General features: G+C 39.9%; 13 protein-coding genes. 5 read left to right on the forward strand and 8 right to left on the reverse strand.

Going from position 1 to position 22,331, the window contains the following annotated elements:
* Window positions 1–26 precede the first annotated feature (26 nt).
* Complete coding sequence (gene tamL / locus I5M19_RS02445; protein WP_200063671.1) at window positions 27–2,318, reverse strand: translocation and assembly module lipoprotein TamL; 2,292 nt, start codon at window positions 2,316–2,318, stop codon at window positions 27–29.
* Window positions 2,315–7,447, reverse strand: a complete 5,133-nt coding sequence (locus I5M19_RS02450; protein ID WP_200063673.1) for a translocation/assembly module TamB domain-containing protein — start codon at window positions 7,445–7,447, stop codon at window positions 2,315–2,317. The genes tamL and I5M19_RS02450 overlap by 4 nt, the downstream gene beginning before the upstream one ends.
* A 146-nt stretch (window positions 7,448–7,593) precedes the next feature.
* Here I5M19_RS02450 and dnaE point away from each other — a divergent pair, with 146 nt between their 5' ends.
* Window positions 7,594–11,184, forward strand: a complete 3,591-nt coding sequence (gene dnaE / locus I5M19_RS02455; protein WP_200063676.1) for a DNA polymerase III subunit alpha — start codon at window positions 7,594–7,596, stop codon at window positions 11,182–11,184.
* Between the two features lie 169 nt (window positions 11,185–11,353).
* Entirely contained in the window at window positions 11,354–11,674 is a 321-nt protein-coding gene (gene trxA / locus I5M19_RS02460; protein WP_200063678.1) for a thioredoxin, read from the forward strand.
* A 72-nt stretch (window positions 11,675–11,746) separates the two neighbouring features.
* On the opposite strand, the gene I5M19_RS02465 is transcribed toward trxA, so the two are convergent.
* The 4 genes from I5M19_RS02465 to I5M19_RS02480 all read right to left on the reverse strand — a co-directional run bounded on the left by I5M19_RS02465 (window position 11,747) and on the right by I5M19_RS02480 (window position 17,669).
* Entirely contained in the window at window positions 11,747–12,481 is a 735-nt protein-coding gene (locus tag I5M19_RS02465) for a head GIN domain-containing protein (protein WP_200063680.1), read from the reverse strand.
* A gap of 298 nt (window positions 12,482–12,779) precedes the next feature.
* Entirely contained in the window at window positions 12,780–13,964 is a 1,185-nt protein-coding gene (locus tag I5M19_RS02470) for a GAF domain-containing sensor histidine kinase (RefSeq protein WP_200063682.1), read from the reverse strand.
* Between the two features lie 106 nt (window positions 13,965–14,070).
* Window positions 14,071–15,735, reverse strand: a complete 1,665-nt coding sequence (locus I5M19_RS02475) for a M1 family metallopeptidase (protein ID WP_200063684.1) — start codon at window positions 15,733–15,735, stop codon at window positions 14,071–14,073.
* Window positions 15,736–15,803: 68 nt separating this feature from the next.
* Window positions 15,804–17,669 (reverse strand): CocE/NonD family hydrolase, encoded by a 1,866-nt coding sequence (locus tag I5M19_RS02480; RefSeq protein WP_200063686.1) that lies wholly within the window; start codon window positions 17,667–17,669, stop codon window positions 15,804–15,806.
* Window positions 17,670–17,878: 209 nt separating this feature from the next.
* On the opposite strand from I5M19_RS02480, the gene lpdA reads away from it, so the two are divergent.
* Together lpdA and I5M19_RS02490 are read left to right on the forward strand one after the other, a co-directional pair.
* Window positions 17,879–19,279, forward strand: a complete 1,401-nt coding sequence (lpdA, locus tag I5M19_RS02485; protein ID WP_200066076.1) for a dihydrolipoyl dehydrogenase — start codon at window positions 17,879–17,881, stop codon at window positions 19,277–19,279.
* Between the two features lie 77 nt (window positions 19,280–19,356).
* Window positions 19,357–19,797, forward strand: a complete 441-nt coding sequence (locus I5M19_RS02490; RefSeq protein WP_200063688.1) for a sterol desaturase family protein — start codon at window positions 19,357–19,359, stop codon at window positions 19,795–19,797.
* Window positions 19,798–19,802: 5 nt separating this feature from the next.
* On the opposite strand, the gene I5M19_RS02495 is transcribed toward I5M19_RS02490, so the two are convergent.
* Window positions 19,803–20,123 carry a hypothetical protein gene (locus I5M19_RS02495; RefSeq protein WP_214653013.1) on the reverse strand — a complete coding sequence of 107 codons (321 nt, stop codon included), beginning with the start codon at window positions 20,121–20,123 and terminating at the stop codon, window positions 19,803–19,805.
* A gap of 103 nt (window positions 20,124–20,226) precedes the next feature.
* On the reverse strand, window positions 20,227–21,129 hold the full coding sequence (locus I5M19_RS02500) for a tetratricopeptide repeat protein (RefSeq protein WP_200063692.1): 903 nt from the start codon (window positions 21,127–21,129) through the stop codon (window positions 20,227–20,229).
* 96 nt (window positions 21,130–21,225) lie between these two features.
* On the opposite strand from I5M19_RS02500, the gene murB reads away from it, so the two are divergent.
* Window positions 21,226–22,254 (forward strand): UDP-N-acetylmuramate dehydrogenase, encoded by a 1,029-nt coding sequence (murB, locus tag I5M19_RS02505; protein WP_200063694.1) that lies wholly within the window; start codon window positions 21,226–21,228, stop codon window positions 22,252–22,254.
* Window positions 22,255–22,331 lie beyond the last annotated feature (77 nt).

The raw sequence follows: 22,331 nt of genomic DNA on the forward strand, positions 1-22,331 counted from the left end.
TATGGAGCTCGTGGTTTTTCAAATTTTTAGAACGGATATCCTATGGCAAGGTTAAATACCAGGTTTTCCCGACGCCATTCGCTGCTGCCAAAATCAATTTTGTTAATTACCCATCGTTGGCCTTCAGGTAAATAGGGTTTTCTTATCGGAAAAGCCAGATCTGTACGCAATACCAATACGCTGAGATCAAACCTTAAGCCTACTCCTGCATCTGCTGCGAGTTCTCCCAAAAACTTTTTAGTAAATTCTCCGCCCGGCTGGCTTGGATTAGAATTCAATAACCAGATGTTACCGGCATCAACAAACAATGCCCCTCTTACAATGCTAAATAGTTTTGGTCTGTACTCTAAGTTAGCCTCTATTTTTATATCACCTGATTCGTCCGGAAGAAAGCCGGTATCGCCGGTATTTTGCTCCGGAAGATAAGTGCCAGGCCCGATAGAACGTGCCCGGAAACCACGCAAGCTATTTGTGCCGCCAATAAAAAATTGCTGGCTATAGGGCAATACCGTTGAGTTGCCGTATGGGTAGCCAATGCCAACTAATAACCTGCTCGCTATTGAGCTGTTGGCGCCAGTTTTATGATAAAATCTTATCTCGTTCTCTAACTTTGCGAATTGATTGAACGGTGTGCCAAAAAGGCGGCGTACCTTTCCTGCAAGTGTGTCGGCACCTGTTGCTAAACCATATAAATTTGCTGATAGGCTAACTTTTCCGTTGTAGTAAAAAGTATTGGTTTTATAGGTTTCTGTGGTGTTGGTGTAAGTGTAACTATAGCTTGGCCCGAAAGTAAATTGCTTATCAATAACATGCCCAAGGGCGGGATTGTTAGAATTGCGGATACTGTCGCGGTATTCCTGACTAATATTAGTAGGACTTGTATAATTTATATTGGTTAAATTAAGCTCATTAGTTACATGCTCGTTTGATTTCCATTGATAACCGAATGAAGCGGTGAATGAATTTAAGGAATATAATTTTTGCCTGTTTACCAGGGTATAACTCAAACTCAGATTTGTACGCGGAATATATGCGTTATCAGCTTTGAGCTTAAACGGACTTAATATTATTCGTGGCCACGATAGAGTAGTTTGTATACCAGCCTGATAAACATTATAACCGCTGTTTTGTCCGGAGAATTGCACATCGGTGCTACCAAACAGAGTTACGGTTAATGCTTCGCCTCCTTTAAAGGCATTCCTGTTTTTCCAGCTCAGGTTTAACTGTGTACCCGTATAATTTGCGGAGGTAGTGCGTCCCAATATTTCTGCCTGTAACGATTTACGCTTATACTGAGTTAAAAAATAATATACATCTAACTTGTTGGAGTCAGCAGTTGATACATCCTCAAACCTGTTTTTAACATAACTGAAAGGCCCCAGATTGATAAACCTGTTCAATGAATTATTGTGAACGGTACGGCTATACACATCACCGGGATGCAGTAAAACTGTATTAGCAAAAAGGAAGGGGCTAACGGAGTGTTTGGGATCGATAATATTATACCATCTGTATGGGTAAACCTGATCTTTTTTAAGTGAAGTATCACGCAGTGAATAGGTGGGGTAAACAAATATTTTATTAATAGTATATATGTCGCCCGCTTTATCGCTGGTTGTACTCTTTACTCTTAATAACAAGTCTACATGATGATCCGCAATAGTGCTGTCAACTTTAATGATAAGATCCTCCGGAGCAAAATAGAAGAAACCCTCCTCCTTAAGATGGGAATCGATCCGGATACGTTCAGACTTAATTATGTCCAAATTATATTTATCACCAGACTTTAATAATGTTTCAGATGCTGTACCCGCAACAGCGGTATCCAAACTGCTTGTTCCGGAAGGAAAGCTCACATTTCTTATTTTGTATGATGGTCCGGGCAGTGCAGTAAATATTGCTTTTGCTGTCTTCTTTTTCCCTACTGTATCACCACTTACAGTTGCCTGAAAATAACTTTCGTTTTCCAGTCGGTTTTGCATTATTGAACTGTTTTTTTCCAAATCAACCTGGCTTATTAAAACTGGTGGTTCGCCGTACTTACTAAAGAAACGTTTTATAAAGTTGCTGCGACTTTTTGTTTTAAAATATAACCACAACTTAACCCTCAAACCTAAAATTGAAGAGTTTGGTTTTGGCCTGATCAGTGCCTGCATTTCTGAGCTTAATGCCTTGGCATCACCCTTTGAGATGCTTTTGTCTTCAATGTTAACTTTACTGCCGGTATATAACTTTTGGCCCTCGGGTAAAAATTTGGTAGTACTGCATGCGCTAAACAGCACAGTTACTAATATTAAATATATTAAACGTTTGCTCATGGGGTAGTGGTCTGGGTCTTTTCTCTGGTTTCCTTAGCTTGTTGCTGTTGCAATTCTGCCTGCTTATCTTTCTCTTTTTGTTCTTCCTTATACTTACGTCGCATCTCTTTCTCCTTAGCAGTGCGCTTACGGAATATTTCTTTGAATTTATTATAGTCAACCGTTAGCGAGAAAGCCAAACCGGTTTCTACAATTTGCCCTTGTATTACAACGTATTCGTCTTTACGATAGGCGCGAAGTTTGTAACGTCCGTCTTTACTCAGTTTATAATTTACAGATACGTTGCCCGCAATGTTTGTTGTTTTTTGCCCTTGTTGGGCGCCTTCTAAGTTAAAGTTGTTGCCAACGCTCACGGTAAGCCTATCATTCAGGAAACGCTTGGACAGGCCTACGTTAAGATCGGTACGATTAGTGGCAGTGCCCGATGAATAATCCTCGCCTGATGTAAGCCCAAAATCAACATCCACGCCCTCAATAAGATTACCTGCTAAACGGTTCAATTGGTCGGACAATAAACTGCTCACGCTGCTGCGTATTGCGCCTTGCAGCCCCGCGCTTCCGCCCTGGCTTTGCAAAGGATTATCACCAATAAAATGGCCTAACACCAATACACCCAATACTTGCTTGTTTAATTCATTCGGATCTTGCCTTACCTGCGCAAGCCTTGTTTTAACTGTGGTAAGCACCTCGCCCGATACATTATAATTATTATCTTCAGGTAAAACAATATCGAATGTAATAGCCGGCTTTAATAGTTCATTACGTAAGTTAAGCTCTACATTAAACGGAAGTTTCTGTTTGTATTGGGTTTGGTTTTGTGCATCAGGTAATTGGTCGCTCACTAAATCAATAGGAGGGACATTAGCAATGTAGATTGCAGTAAGGTCAATATTTGCGCTTGTAGGGTCTCCTGTCCATGTTATAGTACTGCCTTGCTTAAAGTTAAATTTACGGTTAACCGATGCATATGATAGGTTGTAAGAACCTTCGTTAACTGTATAAGTTCCTGTAAGGCTGGTTTTCCCACTCGGATCAATGCCACCGCTTAGGTGTGCCTCGCCTTTTAGCTGTACGATATCGCCGTTTCGCTCATCAACCACTATGGTAAAGTTGGCGTTTTTATCGATATTAACTACCGCGTTAACATCAAGGCCTGTAATATCTGATTTTTTAAGCGAATCCAATTGGCGCGCCATCAGTATCGAATCAGTTTTCGGTGCGCTCTGGTCTATAAATTCTACTACACCTTTTCTGTCCTCAATTCCGGGATCGGTAGTAGGTAATACTATCGTCAAATCCGTTTTGTCATTAACTGTAAGTGTAGCATCCACAACCGGTTTATCCATATCGCCACGTATCTTGATATTGCTGTTTAAATACAATTGGCCATAAAAAAGCTTATTGTCGGCTTTGGTAGAATTAACCACCCTGAAATTATTGGTACGGATATCCATACCGAACTTAAAGTCTGTATACGTTTTAGTGTATATGGATCCGGTAACAATGGCCTTGTTTCCTGTAGAATCAACCAGCGTAAAATCATTGAATCTGATGCCCTCATCATTAAATGTTATACTCTCTGAAGGCATGGTGAAATAAGAGTTAAGCATGGTTACATTAAATCCGGCCTTGTTAAAGTTAATGTTACCGCGTACTGCCGGTGCATCTGTGGTGCCGGTAACTTTTAACTGCCCTGTTATGTTACCGGTAGAATTATGTATGCTACCAAAGCTGAAAGCTTCTATGGTTTTCATATTCAGGTTGGTGATATTTAAGTTAAGGTCAAAGCGGCTCTCGGGGGTTGCGTAATAAATACCATTCAGATCTACCTGATTTCCGCGTCCGGTGATACTTACGTTTGCTGCATATGCATTCTTGGTTTGATTGTTTACCTTAACGGCAATATTACCTATCGTATCACCTTTAAAGCTGAAATCGTTAATATTTAAAGAAGCAGTAACCAATGGCGATGCCTGGAAATTACTAATAACCGCGTTGCCGTTAATTAAACCACCTGCCAAAAGGGTATCTTGTTGAGCTATTTTTGTAAGTGTTTCAATCCGGAAATTTTTGAAGTCAACAGTTATCGGAGAGTTAAACTCACCGGAGTTGCTGTTAACACTTAATACCTGATTGCTATTGGAAATGCTGAAGTTACGTGCAAGTATTCCTTTATTACCGAATTGTATAGTATTATCCGGATTTACTGACCACAGCGTATAATCAAGCAATAAACCGTTTTGTAGTAAACTAAACTGATACTGATCCGGCAGAGCGCTTAGTATACCTGCTAACCTGTAACGGTCTTTTTTTGCGGCGTCTCTGACCTGTAGATTAATACCTAATTTGTTGTTTTGTGCGCTGCCTGATAAACTGGTGTTTAGCAGATCTATATTTGAGGATACCTTTATTTCATCTACGGTCAAATTATAATTAAGTGCGTTATTGCCCGTATTTATGGCCAGTTTCATATTATTAACCACGTTGGTGCCGTAAACAATTTTTGGCATCGAACCATTTACAACAAGTTCGCCGCTGCTACTGTTAAAGCGTCCGTTTATCAATACCGGATCCAACTGTTTAAGATCAGGAGCAAATTGAGTAACCAGCGGTGTTTTTACAAAACGGGCATCAAATGTGAACTGTTGTGGCGAATATTTAACTGCAGGTTGTTTTTTTGTTGTGGTTGAGGCAGACAACTCAGTGTTATAATACTTATTAATAACATCCTGAAGTGCAGTACCTACTTCGGTTAATTTATATTTGCCGCTCATATGAGCATATAATACAGGTGTTTTTAATCGTAAAGAACTGCTATCTGCAGTTGCTGTTGATATTAAACTTATGGAATCCATACGTATGCGCTGATCCTTATTAACCACCAACAGGTCTGTAGCTAAAATATTGGCATTCAAATAATCCGGATCGGCGGTAGCAACATCTGCTATAACTTTGCCATGAAAGCGCATGGCGTCTTTGGTAAAATTTAACTTTTGCAGATCAACGCTATCTACCAATAAGGTAGCGTTCACTGACGGATATTTTTTGTTCATATTGGCCTTTGCATCAAGGCTAAAATGAATATTTGGATCTTTCATGCTGGCATTGGCAATATAACTTCCATTATTACCGCTTCCTTTAAGTATCAGGTTTTTATAGTTATAGCCTTTTATTTGAGCGCTGATCACATTGGCGTTAAATTTTAAATTAGCCTTTTTAGGATCGGTTCCTGTACCATTTACATCTGCAACAAGGGTAAGATTACCCACATTTTGCGGTTGTTTAGTTAAAGCGCCAACGTTTAAGTTGTTTGCTTTAATATTGGCAGAATAAGTTTCGCGTCCTTTCCCTTTGCCGCTTTTCATAGCTGCTACCAGATCAACCGCACCATAACTACTACGCAATTTCATCCTGGTGTTAAAGTTCTTCATGGTTCCTTTAAAGGTTCCTTTTAGATCCATATTCTCAGGTATACTTATATTTTCAGGTATGCTTCCTGCAGGTGCTAAACGTGCTATATCGCGGCGAATCGTTCTGAAATCATTTATGTTCAGATCAAAATAAGCCTTCTCAACATCGGGTAAGCCGCGCATGGTAGCCGATGCCTTAATGTAAGTGTTGCCAAAGCCGGATACTTCCAAATTGGGTATTTTTAAATCATCAACCCGGCCCGTTATCCGTCCGTTTATTTTTAATACGGAATTTGGCGAACTTTTAAAAGGCTCCATCTTACTCATTGTTGGCATCAGCAATAAAACGTCCTTTAAGCCTAATTTACTCCCGTTCAGATCCGCATTGATACCCAAACTACCCAAATCATTAGTAAGTGCTTCAATAGATGGGTAACTTACCTGCAGTTGTTTTTGAATTACCGATTGCGGAGTTTCCACCAGCAGATCGTTTAAATAAGCACTATTTGGTCCATAGAAAAATGCGGTATGGAATTTTTTGATCACCAAACCACTTTTTTCGCTAAATGTAAAGGAGTTTATTTTTCCGGATAAACTATCCGTATTATAAGCTATGTTTTCAGCTTCCGCATTCAGATTACGTATATCCATATGCGCAAAGTCAAGTCCACGAGGTATTGCTTTCTGTGCATTATTGTCAAATTTTACGTTGTCGTTTGTAAAGCTGATTTTCCCCAATTCGGCTGTCCAACCTTTGGTTTGAGTTGCAGACATCAGCGTGTCAATTTTTTTAACAGTTTTATCGGCCGCTTTTTTAACGGTTTCAGGCTTTGTAAATGCAAGAGCAGCTCTGGTATCATTCAATAAAATTGATTTAATACCTACATGCTGATTCTTTAGGTCCAGCTTTTCCATTTCCACCAAAAACTTGCCCAACTTAACGTTCGATGTCATTTCGCTGCTGCGATAATCCACCTTAACATCAGCCACATCAATAGTTCCAAGATCAAGGATCATATTTAATGGCGTGGTTGCGGTGTCAATAGTGGCAGCCTGATTTATTGAAGAGCCAGCAGGTGTTTGAATAATACGTGCATTTACTCCGCTTAATGTTATTTTAGGAATGGTGAACTTCATTTTATCCATATCAAAATCGGTGATACGGGTATCAAAATGACCCAGTAAAAACTTCACGTCGTTGCCCGTGGTTACGTCTTTATAGGCAACATTTATGCTATCCAGAATGATTTTTTCTACCGAGAATTTCATGGTAGATGTGGTGTCCTCAGGTTGAGGCTCTTTTTTTTGTTCACCGGCAAAGGCCTTTATTATATAATCAAAATTGAAAACACTATCAGCTCCACGGTTTACTTTAACAGTAACTCCCTGCAGGTTAATTTCATTAATTTCCACTTTATTGTTGATTAGCTTGAATAAGCTGATATCAACTTTCAATTTATCGCCAGCAATAAGAGTGTCTTTTTTCTGATCTTCAAAATACACGTCTTCTAAAACCAAAAGTTTAGGTAATCCTAAACTGATATGGCCTATCTCTACTTTGGTGTGTATCTTATTTTCTAAAAAACTTACTGCCTTATTTTTAGCAAAGTTTTGTATAGCGGGTATTTGTATTAAAATAACTACAAGCAACACTAAAAAAATGACACTTGCAATTATCCACAGTATAGTTTTAAGGGCTATTCGTCCAAATCGTTCCAATTTTATTAAGGTTAGGAGTGTTACATATATAATTACAAATTATGTGCTAAAATGTGGGGTGGCACTCAATTTTTCAACACATGTTAACCTCAAATTGTTTTTTGGTAGCTTTGTATTCTACACGATATTGTTGATACAGATTTAATATGCCTGATTTTTCGCACTTACACGTACATACCCAGTTCTCTTTACTTGATGGCGCTGCTGATATATCAAAACTATATAAAAAAGCAGCCGCCGACGGAATGAAGGCGCTGGCTATTACCGACCATGGTAATATGTTTGGCGTATTTAAGTTTGTGGCCGAGGCGGGTAAACATAACGTTAAACCTATAGTAGGCTGCGAATTTTATGTAGTGGACGATCGCCATAAAAAGCAATTTACAAAAGAGAAAAAAGATAAGCGTTACCATCAGTTGATGTTGGCAAAAAACGCCGAGGGCTATAAAAACCTGATTAAACTTTGCTCATTAGGATATATAGAAGGCCTTTACAGCAAATGGCCACGTATTGATAAGGAACTGATATTAAAATATCATAAAGGAATAATTGCTACTACCTGCTGTTTGGGGGCATCGGTACCGCAAGCGATATTACGAGATGGTGAAGCGGCTGCGGAAATAGAGTTTAAATGGTGGTTGGATCTGTTCGGGGAAGATTTTTATATAGAAATGCAACGCCATGATATTCCAGAGCAAAATACTGTTAACGCAGTATTAGCCAAGTTCGCAAAAAAATATAATGTTAAAGTAATATGCTCCAATGATTCACATTATGTGGATCAGCAAGACTCGAATGCGCATGATATTTTACTTTGCGTAAATACCGGCGACCTGCAAAGTACACCTATTGCAACCGATGAGGAAGGGGGTAAAGGTTACCGCTTTGGTTTTACTAACGACCAGTTTTATTTTAAAACTCAGGAGGAAATGGGTAAGCTGTTTCATGATATTCCTGAATCGTTAGATAATACTAATGAGATCATTGATAAGGTAGACGTACTAAAACTAAAGCGCGATATACTCCTGCCTAATTATGTTATTCCGCAGGAGTTTAAGATACACAGTGATATGACACCCGATGCAGATACCCTTAACCAATGGGAGTATCTTAAGCATCTGACTTTTTTAGGTGCAAAGGAAAGGTATAAGGATATTAGCCCCGAGGCCGAAGAGCGGATAAATTTTGAGCTTTTTACCATCCGTACCATGGGATTTGCGGGATACTTTCTCATAGTTGCCGACTTTATTAAAGCCGGCCGTAATATGGGGGTGTTCATAGGGCCGGGCCGTGGTTCGGCAGCAGGGTCGGTTGTGGCATATTGTACTGGTATCACTAATATCGATCCGCTGAAGTATAATTTGCTGTTTGAGCGTTTCCTTAATCCCGACAGAAAGTCGATGCCTGATATTGATACGGATTTTGACGACTCCGGTCGCCAAAAGGTTATCGATTATGTGGTAGATAAATATGGCAAGAACCAGGTAGCGCAGATAATTACCTATGGCTCTATGGCAGCACGTACGAGTATTCAGGACGTGGGCCGTGTATTGGATATGCCATTATCAGATGTGAACGCGCTAAAAAAACTGGTTCCTGATACTTTAGGAATAAACCTGAAAACAGCTATTGAGCAGGTAGGTGAGTTACAAGAGATCTATAAATCAAAAGACCTTAAAGGGGTAGTGCTTCGTGAGGCTGAAAAGCTGGAAGGTTCTGTACGTAATACCGGTGTGCATGCAGCAGGTATCATCATAGCGCCTTATGATCTTACAGATATTGTGCCTGTGGCAACAGCCAAAGATTCCGATCTGCTGGTTACTCAGTACGATGGTAGGGTTATTGAAGATGCCGGGGTAATTAAGATGGATTTTTTAGGACTAAAGACGCTTACCATTTTAAAGGATGCGCTCCGTCTTATTAAGCAAAATCATGGAGTAAGTATTGATATTGATTACATCCCGCTGGATGATACGCTAACTTATGAACTTTATCAGCGTGGCGATACTAACGGTACCTTCCAGTTTGAAAGTGATGGTATGCAAATGTACCTGCGCGATCTGAAGCCGGATAAATTCGAGGATCTGATAGCTATGAATGCCCTCTACCGACCGGGGCCGATAGAATATATACCCAACTTTATTAAACGTAAACATGGTCAGGAAGCTATAGTTTTCGATCTGGACGATATGGAGGAATACCTTGGTGAAACCTATGGTATTACCGTTTACCAGGAGCAGGTGATGCTGCTGTCGCAAAAATTGGCAGGATTTAGTAAGGGAGATGCCGATGTTTTGCGAAAAGCAATGGGTAAAAAGCAAATAGAGGTGCTTAATAAAATGGAGGCCCAGTTTATGGATGGGGCTATAGCCAAGGGCCACCCTAAAGATAAACTGACCAAAATATGGAACGACTGGAAAGCATTTGCTCAATACGCCTTTAATAAATCGCATTCTACCTGTTACGCCTTTGTAGCGTATCAAACGGCCTATTTAAAGGCCCATTATCCATCGGAGTATATGGCGGCGGTTTTGAACAACCAAAATAACATGGAGAAGATCACCTTCTTTATGGAGGAATGTCGCCGTATGGGGGTTGAAGTTTTAGGGCCGGATATTAATGAATCTGATATGGCTTTTGCCGTTAATAAAAAAGGGCAGGTGCGTTTTGGACTTACCGGAGTAAAAGGTGTAGGAGAAAAAGCTGTTGAAAGCATTATTGAAGAGCGTAATGCGAACGGGTCTTATCAATCTGTTTATGATTTTGCGCAACGCTCTAACACCCGTAGTGTAAACCGTAAGGCATATGAAAATTTAGTAATGGCCGGCGCTTTTGACGGATTCGGATTAAACCGTGCACAGTTTTTTGCTAAGACGGAAAATGGTGTGTTAAGTGGTGTAGAACGCTTAATAAAATACGGTAATGATTACCAAAATACACAAAACAGCTCGCAGGCATCTTTATTTGGCAGTTCGGTAGCTTCTTATATTCCAGAGCCGGCCATGCCGGAAGCCGATGAATGGGCATTAATAGAAAAACTAAAATACGAGAAAGAGGTAATAGGTATTTATTTAACCGGGCACCCACTGGATAATTACAAACTGGAATTGGAAAAATATTGTAATACCAGTATTACCGAATTAAAAAATATTCAGAAAGCACGATCAGGCGAGGGGGGCGAAGAGGTAATGAATAATTTGGCCAATTTGCGTAAACGTGGGGAGATATGTATTGGCGGCCTGGTAGCAAGTGTACAGCATAAGTTCACTAAAATGGGTAAACCCTTTGGCACTTTTGTTCTAGAGGACTATAACGAATCATACGAGTTTGCTTTTTTTGGTGAGGATTACGTAAAGTTTCGCAATATGCTGGTTGAGGGATACTTTTTGCATGTTAAAGGAAATATAGAAGAGAAATATCGTCAAAAGGATAATTGGGATATGCGGGTTACTGCTATATGCTTATTATCAGAAATGCGGGATAAGCTCACCAAATCATTAACCGTATGTTTGGACTTGAACGCTGTTAACAGCGGCTTAATGGACAATATACAGGAACTGATCAATATAAACAATGAGAAGTACCCGGTTAAGAATTGTACACTCCGTTTTATGATAAAAGACAGGGAAGATGCCATGCTTATAGAATTGCCTTCTAAAACATGCCGGGTAAATCCGAGTGATGATCTGATGGAGGAGATCGCGAGTCTTACCAATTCGCAGCCGGTATTACAGTAAGTATATTATTTATTCACATTAAAAAGCACCTTGCTGATTACAACTAATTATTAGCAATGTCAAATAGCAAGTTGTTGATAATATAATTGTCACATTGTCAGGCTGGCACTTGTGGCAAGCAATTTGATTAGTATATATTTGTACATCAAAAATTTTAAATTAATAAATCATGGCTTTAGAAATAACTGATGCAAACTTCGAAGAACTTGTTCTTAAATCAGACAAACCGGTACTTGTTGATTTTTGGGCAGAATGGTGCGGTCCATGTCGTATGGTTGGCCCCGTGGTAGAAGAAATTGCTAAAGAATACGACGGCAAAGCGGTTGTAGGAAAAGTAAACGTTGATAATAACCCCGGTATATCAATGAAGTACGGCATTCGTAACATTCCTGCCTTATTGTTTTTTAAAGGCGGCGAAATAGTTGACAAACAAATAGGCGCGGTTCCTAAGTCTGTTTTAGCAGATAAATTAGGAAAGCAATTAGCATAACTATTATGAAATAAAAAGGGAGCGATCAATGATCGCTCCCTTTTTTTGTGCTTGTTTTGTTGATTTTTTAGATCACATGCGACTGATGCTTCCGCTCCCTGACTTTGAAGTGGAAATGTTTTTTACTGAGCCTGTATAGTGCACGTCGCCTGAACCCATTACCGATGCATCAAGTTTTTCTGAAACGTTAACACGTGCATCTCCTGAGCCGGCTATACTTACAGCAGCAGTTACTGTAGTAAGGCTGTTAGCGGTATAGTCGCCTGAACCTACTACACGGATGCTTGAATTTTGCGCGCGGCCTGTTAGAGTAATATCACCAGATCCTGCTATACTACTTTCTAACTTGTTTACATCAAGTTTGCCTGTAATATCACCTGAACCCGCAAGTTTTAAAGATAATGAGGGAGCCCTTAGCCCATCTTTAAAGAAAATATCACCTGAACCTGCCAAACTAATATCTTTAACATCTTTAAGAGCTACATAGATCACCATTTTTCTGTTTTTACCCCAGTTAAAATGAGTATTATTTTTGGTGTATATTTTTAATACACCACCATCTACTTCAGTAATAATACGGTCAATAACATCTGATGGAGCCTCAACCTTAACCGATTCGCTTGATCCCTGGGTAATATAAACATCAAAAGATCCGGCTACACTAACCGCGTTAAATCCAGAAAGGTGCCTGTCCTGTGTGTCGTTTTGATTAAGTGCTGTACTTTTAACATTCCCTGCAAGGGCGAAAACGTATCCTGTAAGTGCTACCAGTACGGTAACCATTAAAATTTTTGTTAGTGATCTCATGGGTTTAATAGTTTTTGTTCAAATATCAGACGCTGTTTACCGGCTTAAAGTTGCACCCTAAACAAAATAAATTTTTCTTTTTTTATAATATCCGTTCGGGTGTTCCGCGTGTGTGTATAAGCAAAACGGAACAAGCGGAACACTCTGTATATTAATATTTTATAGAATTGCGGGGAATAATTCGTTTTACAAAGTAAAATTTAAAGTGCTGATTATCTAACTTTTAAGTTTTTAAAAAGGTGTTCCGTTTTGTTCCGCTAATTTTTAACTCAGTTGTAAAATTATTTAAGCAGTTGATTTAAGCCGGTATTAAAAGCTTAAAAGATGTTTCGGTTTCGGTTGTTTTAACTGCAATACGGCCGCCATGTGCTTTGGCTATTTCCGATGAAATATAAAGCCCTAAACCAAGTCCTTGTTGGCCGGGTTTAATTTCGCCACGCGAAAATGGTTGAAACAATTTTTTAAGAACATTTCCGGGTATTTTTTGGCCGTAATTAACTACCTTAAGTTCAAAGCCGTCACTATTAGTTACTGCCTTAACCTTAACCGGCTCGTCTTTTTTACCGTGTGTTAAGGCATTGCCAAGCAAATTTGAAAATAATTGGGCAATCCGTTTGCTGTCGCAATATACCGGATGGCTGATATCAAAATCGGCTTCGATGGTATTTTCTGGCCAAACCAATTCTAATTCAGCAATTACCTGCGAAAGTTTATCCTGTAAGGCGTTTTCGGTACTTCGCTCAAGATTGATGCCTTCTCCCAGGCGGCCGCGGGCAAAATCCAACACATTTTCTATCAGTTCATTCATCCGGAACGAAGCATCCTTAATAATGTTTGCCAGCCTTTTCATACGATCATCCAAGGGCATACGCAGCATTAATTGCGCTACATTATTAACTGCGCCAACGGGATTTCGAAGGTCGTGCCCGAGGATCGCTATGAATTGATCGCGAAGTTCAGCGGTTTGCTTTTCTTCTATCAACTCTGATTCCGAGATCTCTAATCTTTTACTTGCATCAAGATGAAAAGATAAAAGATCGGCGTAGAATTTGAACATGCCAATAATCTCACGGGAATTAACATGGGCCGGGTTGGGATCAATGGCGCAGAGCGTGCCAAAAAAACTTTTATCTTTTAAATAAATGGGAACAGAAATGTAGCTTTTGAAGCCGTATTGGGTGGGTGTATGGTGACATGCATATATTTCATCGGTGCTTACATCGTCTATTACAACAAGTTCACCCGATTGCCTTATCTCATTACAAATGGTTGTTTCCAGAATAAGTTCGCCCCCGGGCTTCAGGCCGAAGTTTATTTGATCGTGTACAGCGCAAGCCACCCACTTCTGATCTGTTACCCTGGCAATTGCAGCAAACCCCATACCTGTAGTTTTGCAAATTATCTCCAGCATGTCGGTAACAATAGGTATCTGACCAACTGCAGCTATATCAAACAAAATATTATTTGCCGTTCGTGTAATCATAAGTAAAAATATTCACTTTTAATTAAAGTTCAATATTTAAAAAAAGATTTGACCTTTCTCTGAATGATAACAGATAATATTTTTAACGGTTGTTATTTAAGCAATTTTAATCCATAAGTACACCAATATAATAATTAAAGGTGTCTACCTGTATGTTTTCTTTTGTTGCACCATCAATTTTTAGCGGGGCGAAACGCGTATGAGGTGTTATAAACTGATAATCGCCGCCGTTTACCTTTATCCTTACCGGCATGTTAAAGTTGGAAACATCAGCTATCCAGCGGTACATCAACTTTCCATTGATGGTCATAAATTCTAAGGTAGGTATGTTGCGATGTTTTAAATACTGATCAAATACCGGGGTCAGGTTTTTGCCGCTTTCTTTATTAATGTAATCAACTATCTGATCGTGTGTTACCGTTTGGTGATAAAAGGTTTTGTTTAGGCCACGTAATATGTTGCGCCATTTCTCATCATCATTTATAATGGTGCGAATCATGTTCAGCATATTGCCGCCTTTGTAATACATATCTCCCGAGCCTTCTTTATTTACGCCATATTCACCAATAATGGGCCCATCGTTTTGTATGGCCATCCGTGTGCCATGTACATATTCCTGCCCGGCTTGTTTACCCCAGATGCTTTCTATAAATAACGATTCGCTGTAATTAGTAAAGCTTTCGTGTATCCACATATCGGCAAGATCTTTAGAGGTAATATTATTGCCGAACCATTCGTGCCCGCTCTCGTGCACTATTATAAAATCCCATTTCAACCCCCAGCCCGTTCCCGACAGGTCGCGACCCAAGTAACCGTTTTCGTAGTGATTTCCATAGGCGGTACCACTTTGGTGCTCCATACCTAAATGCGGTGCTTCTATCAGTTTGTAACCATCCTCGTAAAATGGATAAGGGCCAAACCAATATTCAAAAGCCTTGATCATGGGTTTTACGTTAGCATCAAACTGCTTTTTTGCTTTGGCCACATTGTAGCTTAATGGCCAGTAATCAAGCGTAAGTTTACCTTTTTCGCCCATATAGCTATCGCTGATGTGTGCGTAATCACCAATATTAGCTTCAATATCATAGTTGTTGATAGGATTAGCCACAAACCAATCGAACCGGGTGTAGCCATCCTTTAATGGGGTAACTTTACGCAGCCTGCCGTTTGATACATCTTTTAATCCCTTGGGTACGCTTATACTGATGAAGGCACTGTCTACCTCGTCGGCTTGCTGATCTTTATTGGGCCACCATACGCTAGCTCCCATACCCTGGCAGGCAGTAGCCACCCAGGGCTTGCCTAAAGAGTCACTAGTGAATACGATGCCGCCATCCCAGGGGGCGTGTTTGGCTATAGTAGGGTTGCCTGAGTAATAAACGGTAAATTCATCTTTAGTACCTTTAGCTATACCTTTAGGAAAGTTTAAAAATACCGCGTTAAATTCACGTGTGTAAGGCAGCTCGCGGCCTTTGTAAATAACCTTTTCTACCTTCAAATTCGAAAACAGATCGAACTGTAGTTTATCAAAATTATTAACGGCAGTAAACTTGAAAAGCACGCTGCCACTGATAAATTTATTTGGGATATCGAACTTCACATCCAGGTGATAATAATTAATATCGTAGCAGGTACGAAAGGGCGAGGTTATAGAACCCCGCAACGTATCGGCGCGGGTGAAGGTTTCCTTTTTTGCGCCAAGCTGGGCATGGGATATCAAGGGAAACAATCCTAAAATAAAAAAACTTAAACTTTTTAACTTTAATTTCATATATAATTAAATGGTGATTTTATAATCTAAAACAGCTTCTCCTAATGTTGAGGGATGGGGTAAGGTGCCTACTTCAGCACATCTACATCAATATAACTATCGTTAAATACGGTTTGCGTAGCTTTTATATAATCACTTTCATCGGCCTTGTAAGGGTTCTCCACAAATTTTTGCGGGTTGCGTGCAAACAGCGGGAAAGCAGTACTTTGTACCTGTATCATAATACGGTGCCCCTTTTTAAAGGTGTGCAGCACATCCTGCAGACGGAAGTTTACATCGGTTTTTTGGTTAGCCACCATCGGGATAGCTTTTTCAAATCCCTCGCGGAAACGTGCAGGCATTATTTCGCTGCGTACCATTTGCCAGTAATTGCTTAGGATAATGTTTTTGTTAGGCATATACGGGTTGTTTGGTGTATTTGCCGGATAAACATCAATCAGCTTTACTATCCAGTCGGCATCTGTACCTGTTGTAGCCACCTTTAAGTGTGCCATAATTTCACCGCCCAGGGTAACATCATTATCCAGTACCTCGCTTTCGTAAACTAATACATCCGGTCTGCGGCCTGCAAAACGCTGATCCTCACTCATATAATTATGCGGAGTAAAACCTAAAGTAGTGGTGTTGTCCTCGGTATAAGGCACAGGTTTCATAGGATCGCTGATGTATGTTTCAGCACCTTTTTCATTAGGCTCGGTTTCGCTTAATTTGCCGTTATTGTTCAGGTACAGCTTTTGATGAGTAGCGGCAGCAGCAGGCCATTGATCAAATTTTTCCCATTCTTTTTTGCCGGTATCGTACATGTAAGCATCAGGTAATCCGGAATTCTTGTCACCGCTGCCTTTCAGGAAGTGGTTGAAAAATTTAGCCTCTATGTTTTTTTGATAAAAGGTTGCAATGCTGTCGCCAAAGTAAATATTGCTGTGCATGGTGTGCCCGGTTTCGCGCGACCAGCGGCCATGGCCAAACGGACCCATTACTATAGTATTGTAAGCATTCGGATCTTTTTTCTCAATGGTTTTGTAAATAGCCAGCGGACCGGTAAGGTCTTCTGCGTCGTACCATCCACCTACCAGCATAACAGCCGGGGTTACTTTATAATAATGTTTAGGTAAGGCACGCTTTTGCCAGAATTCATCGTAATTCGGGTGATTGATAGTTTCCTGCCAGAAAAAGTTGTCGTGATAATATTTGTCAGCATTTTTTAACGGGCCCATATCCAGCAGAAACTGGTAGCCGTCTTTTGTTCCTGGATTAATCATGCTGTTAACGTACCAGGCTTTGCTGGTAGTATCTGTTTTTTGCACGCCAAACACGGGGAAAGTGAAAAAATAACTTTCCAGAAAAGCGCCGTTATGATGGAAATCGTCAAAAAAGAAATCAGAGATGGGGGCCTGTGGAGACGATGCCTTTAAAGCCGGATGGTTTGATAATATACCCGCTGCGGAGTAAAACCCCGGATAGCTGATACCCCATTGGCCAACACGGCCGTTGTTGCCTGTTACGTTCTTTATCAACCAATCTATAGTGTCGTAAGTATCGGATGCTTCATCTACCTGGTTCTTGCCTTTTTTGTTGTCAATTTCTGGTGTCATGTTAGTCCAGGTGCCTTCGCTTTTGTAACGCCCGCGCACATCCTGGTAAACAAATATGTAACCTTCCTGCATCATATATTTTGAAGGTCCTAACAAGCGCGGATATTTTGTTTCGCCATAAGGGGCTATGCTGTAGCAGGTGCGCTGCATCATTATAGGGTATTTGTTTTTTGCCGAAGCATCTTTAGGAGTGTAAATAGATGTGAAAAGCTTTACACCATCGCGCATGGTGATGTAAACATCTTTTTTAGTAAAATGCTCGGTAACGTAATCACTTTGTGCATAGGTTACACCGGAAATTGTTAAAAACAATACAAATAAGGTAAGGAGTTTTTTCATTTTGTGCAGGTATTTAATAATGAGCCTAATTTAGTAAGTTAATTAATAATAAACTAACCGTGATAATAGTGTTACAAAGTATGCCTTCTAAATTGTCTCTGTGAGTGAAGGCTTTTTATATTTTCTGTCAATCCGTTCACATTTAATTAAATACTTATTTCCTGCCCTTTTAATAATCATTAACTTTGCCAGCTATAAAAAATACTACTATGCAATATGATGTTATCGTAATAGGTTCTGGTCCGGGTGGTTATGTGGCTGCTATACGTTGCGCCCAGTTAGGTTTAAAAACCGCCATAATTGAAAAATATAACACTTTGGGAGGTACCTGCCTTAACGTGGGATGTATCCCATCGAAGGCATTGCTGGATTCGTCCGAGCATTACCATAACGCTGCCCATGCCTTTGCCACGCATGGTATAAAATTAGATAACCTTGCCGTTGATTTCGGCCAGATGATAAAACGTAAACAGGAGGTAGTTGATGCTAATACAAGTGGTATCGCTTTTCTGATGAAGAAAAACAAGATAGATGTACACACCGGGGTAGGTTCATTTAAAGATAAAAACACCATTATTGTTAAACAGACAGATGGCGAAAAGGAAATAACCGCTAAGAGCGTGATCATCGCCACAGGCTCTAAACCCTCAAGCCTGCCTTTTCTAAAAATTGATAAGAAAAGAATTATCACTTCAACCGAGGCTTTAACTTTAAAGGAAATACCAAAACATCTTATATTGATAGGTGGCGGGGTTATTGGCCTGGAGTTAGGCTCGGTATATGCGCGTTTGGGTGCTAAGGTTTCGGTTATTGAATATATGGATTCTATTATCCCTACAATGGATAAAGGACTTGGCCGGGAGTTGCTAAAGGTGCTGAAAAAGTTGGGAATGGAATTTTACCTGGGTCATAAAGTTACTGGCGCAAGCGTAAAAGGTAAGGAGGTTACCGTAACCTTTGATACTCCTAAAGGAGAGAAACAGGAACTTAAAGGCGATTATTGCCTGGTAGCAGTTGGTCGTGTTGCTTATACTGATGAACTGGGCTTAGATAAAATAGGTATCACTGTTGAAGAACGCGGTAAAAAGATCACCGTCGATGAGCATCTGGAAACCAGTGTTAAGGGCGTTTATGCGATAGGCGATGTGATACGCGGTGCTATGCTTGCCCACAAAGCAGAGGATGAAGGGACTTTTGTAGCGGAGATACTCGCCGGACAAAAACCGCATATTAATTATAACCTGATACCCGGCGTGGTTTATACCTGGCCGGAGGTTGCATCTGTGGGTTATACCGAAGAACAGCTAAAAGAAAAGGGCGTTAAATATAAAACAGGCTCGTTCCCGTTCAAAGCGAGCGGACGCGCGCGCGCCAGCGGCGATCTTGATGGTTTTGTTAAGGTGTTGGCAGATGCTACAACCGATGAAATATTGGGCGTACACATGATTGGTCCGCGTGCGGCAGATATGATAGCCGAAGCGGTAATAGCAATGGAGTTCCGTGCGTCTGCAGAAGACGTGACCCGTGCGAGCCACGCTCACCCAACCTATACCGAAGCCATGCGCGAAGCGTGTTTGGCTGCCACGGAAAATCGGGCGATACATATTTAAGTTGCAGTAATTAATGGCGGTAGCAGTTTTGAAGTATTTCGGCTGCTACTGCTGCAGTAACTGCCACTAATTATTATATGGAAATACTCATCAACATAGCCACAGTATTCCTCACCATAGCGTTAATGGAACTGCTATCATGGGCTATGCACAAATATCTTTTTCACGGGCCGCTTTGGTTTATTCATAAAACACATCATCAGCAGCGTCACGGTTGGTTCGAGTTGAACGATCTGTTCAGTATAGGCTTTGCCGGTTTGGCTTTATGGTTGATGTGGGCAGGTCATATTAGTTTAGATTATCGCTTTTGGATAGGTACCGGCATCAGCATATACGGTATCGTCTATTTCATTTTTCACGATTGGTTTATTCATAACCGTTTTAAGGCATTCAAAAGCAATAACCGTTATCTTTCAGCTATCCGCAGGGCACATAAAATTCACCATAAATCTACAGAGAAGCATCCCTCAGAAGAGTTTGGGTTATTGGTGGTAGGGAAGAAGTGGTTTAAGGGGTAGAGTTATTATTTAGCGTTTATCAACCTTAACTGCGTTATCACTTCATTGCCCTTATAAAAGAGTTCTGCCCAAGGAGATTTTTCTACAGTAAATTCCGACTCCACCCCATCGAATGAATAGCGGCCTTTATTAGTTAATACATAAATTTTAATATGATTTACTTGAGGTATTTCCATATTAGCAGCGTTCATTTTAGGAAAATAATGTTGGGCTGAAGTAACAAATGTAATGGCTGCTTTATTTACATTTTCGTACGATTTACCGCCGATTACTCCACCCCCGCTACTATAGTACATTATTTTGAACAAATTGTTCTTTAGTTTCAATATTATTTTTAGCCCCTTTTTTGGTAATAGCCATGTAAATTAAAAGAGCAAGTATAATTACAGAAATGATAATGTAAATGGGTTTCATTAAAAAGTTGAATTGTTAGGGGTTTAAATTACTTCTTAACTCTGCCAGTTTTTCGTTTGCTTGGTTTTTTGCCTTTTCATCGCCATATTTAATGGTTAGCTCATAATATTTAATGGCATTTGGCTTATCGCCCTGCAAGCTGTAGCAGTAAGCAATATTATTCAACACGATATAATCTTGCGGATTTATTTTTTCTGCCTTTAAAAGCGGATCAAGTGCTTTATTGTAATTTTTTTCGGAGATATAACTTATCGCCAAATTAGAAAGACTTTCTACATTATCAGGATAATAATTTAAAACAGTTGCTGCAATTGCTTTTATATATTCCATATTTTGATCACCGGCATTAAATAATTGTACCACATAATTTTGAATGGTTGACAGCATAAATCCTTTCGGATCATCTAATGGTTTGTTATCTGTCCATGTCCATTTTAAGCCGGTGCTTTCTCCGTAATTTACAGTCTTTATAATCTCCTTTGTGAAATTGGCATAATCGCCAATACGTCCTAAAACATATACTTTTCCGAAACGCATATCTAATCTGTCAGGAAATTTTGCTATAGCTGTATCAATGTAATTAAAACCCTTTTGCAAATAAGTTTCGTTATGGCTACCAGATCCACCAAGGTATCCCACAATTTTACCGTCCTTATCTTTTATAGTAACAGATTTTCCTTCCGTCTCTGTTGTGGTCATGCTTAAAGCCTCTTTTAACCCTTCTTTAGCATAAAAGTTATAGAACGCCACGTAAAGTTCCGGGTCATCGGGTTTGGCTTTTTGCCATTTGTTTAAAATAGTTAAGGTTGCTTCTGTATCGTCCTTATTGATAAGCGTTTTGAATTCGCTTCTAAAATCCTGTGCAAAGGACCGGACCGATAAAAATAGTGTGATAAGTATAAGTAATTTAGGTTTCATCAGTTCCAAGGAAATTTTGTTTAATATATTAAAAACGTTTTAAAAATTCTTTTAGAACAAAAATTACGAAATTCGCCCCATTACATTTTATTTACCATGCTGCAAATCCAGGAAAATGTTTCGCTTAAGAATTTTAACACTTTTGGTATTGATGCTGATGCCCGCTATTTTGTAGAGATAAGCCATGCAGAGGAATTGACCGAGTTGTTTGCTGATCCGCAATGGCTACAAACGGAGCGGCTTGTTTTAGGCGGTGGCAGTAATATGCTGCTGGTAAATAATTTTGATGGTTTGGTTATCCGTATGAATATACGCGGTATTGAGCATCGTATTAATCACGATGAAGTGTTTGTGGAAGCAGGAGCAGGTGAAGTATGGAATGATTTGGTAAATTATTGTGTTAGCCATGGTTATGCAGGAATTGAGAACTTAAGCCTGATACCCGGCTCGGTGGGAGCCTCGCCCATACAGAATATTGGTGCATACGGGGTTGAACTGAAGGATGTATTTGAAAGTTGCGAAGCTTTTGAAATCGCTAGCGGCACTTTCCGCACTTTTGACCAAGCAGCATGCAAATTTGGTTACCGCGAAAGTGTTTTTAAAGCTGAGTTAGCAGGAAAATATATAATTGTAGCGGTAAAGTTCCGCTTATCGCTTACGCCAGATATTAATATAAAATACGGCGCAATAGAGCAGGAACTGGCTAACCGTAATATAAATAAACCCACTATTGCAGATATATCGCAGGTGGTATCACATATCAGGGTATCTAAATTGCCCGACCCATCTACCATTGGTAATGCAGGAAGCTTTTTTAAGAATCCGGTAATAACTATGGAACAATTTAAATCAGTACAGGAAAAACATCCGGATATTGTAAATTACCCTGCAGATGATGGATTGGTAAAACTTGCCGCAGGCTGGCTGATTGAACAATGCGACTGGAAGGGAAAAGTGGTTGGTCATACCGGCACCTGGAAAAATCAGGCCCTGGTACTGGTGAACCATGGGGGAGCCGATGGTGAAGAAGTGTACAGTCTTTCGTCGCAAATCATAGACAGTGTGTACACTAAATTTGGCGTTACCTTACAACGCGAAGTAAATATTATTGGTTTAAGTAATTAATTAATAGGATTTTTTAGCTCTAATAATTAATTATTGAAATTTGTTTACTCATTTGTAAATAAATCTAAATCCTTTTA

The organism is Mucilaginibacter segetis (assembly GCF_016522075.1).
Taxonomy (GTDB): domain Bacteria; phylum Bacteroidota; class Bacteroidia; order Sphingobacteriales; family Sphingobacteriaceae; genus Mucilaginibacter; species Mucilaginibacter segetis.

What these genes read in the sequence shown, in the direction of transcription:
- tamL (WP_200063671.1), bottom strand. Translation starts at nt 2,318, where the DNA reads ATGAGCAAACGTTTAATATATTTAATATTAGTAACTGTGCTGTTTAGC.
- dnaE (WP_200063676.1), top strand. Translation starts at nt 7,594, where the DNA reads ATGCCTGATTTTTCGCACTTACACGTACATACCCAGTTCTCTTTACTT.
- trxA (WP_200063678.1), top strand. Translation starts at nt 11,354, where the DNA reads ATGGCTTTAGAAATAACTGATGCAAACTTCGAAGAACTTGTTCTTAAA.
- I5M19_RS02465 (WP_200063680.1), bottom strand. Translation starts at nt 12,481, where the DNA reads ATGAGATCACTAACAAAAATTTTAATGGTTACCGTACTGGTAGCACTT.
- I5M19_RS02470 (WP_200063682.1), bottom strand. Translation starts at nt 13,964, where the DNA reads ATGATTACACGAACGGCAAATAATATTTTGTTTGATATAGCTGCAGTT.
- I5M19_RS02475 (WP_200063684.1), bottom strand. Translation starts at nt 15,735, where the DNA reads ATGAAATTAAAGTTAAAAAGTTTAAGTTTTTTTATTTTAGGATTGTTT.
- I5M19_RS02480 (WP_200063686.1), bottom strand. Translation starts at nt 17,669, where the DNA reads ATGAAAAAACTCCTTACCTTATTTGTATTGTTTTTAACAATTTCCGGT.
- lpdA (WP_200066076.1), top strand. Translation starts at nt 17,879, where the DNA reads ATGCAATATGATGTTATCGTAATAGGTTCTGGTCCGGGTGGTTATGTG.
- I5M19_RS02490 (WP_200063688.1), top strand. Translation starts at nt 19,357, where the DNA reads ATGGAAATACTCATCAACATAGCCACAGTATTCCTCACCATAGCGTTA.
- I5M19_RS02500 (WP_200063692.1), bottom strand. Translation starts at nt 21,129, where the DNA reads ATGAAACCTAAATTACTTATACTTATCACACTATTTTTATCGGTCCGG.
- murB (WP_200063694.1), top strand. Translation starts at nt 21,226, where the DNA reads ATGCTGCAAATCCAGGAAAATGTTTCGCTTAAGAATTTTAACACTTTT.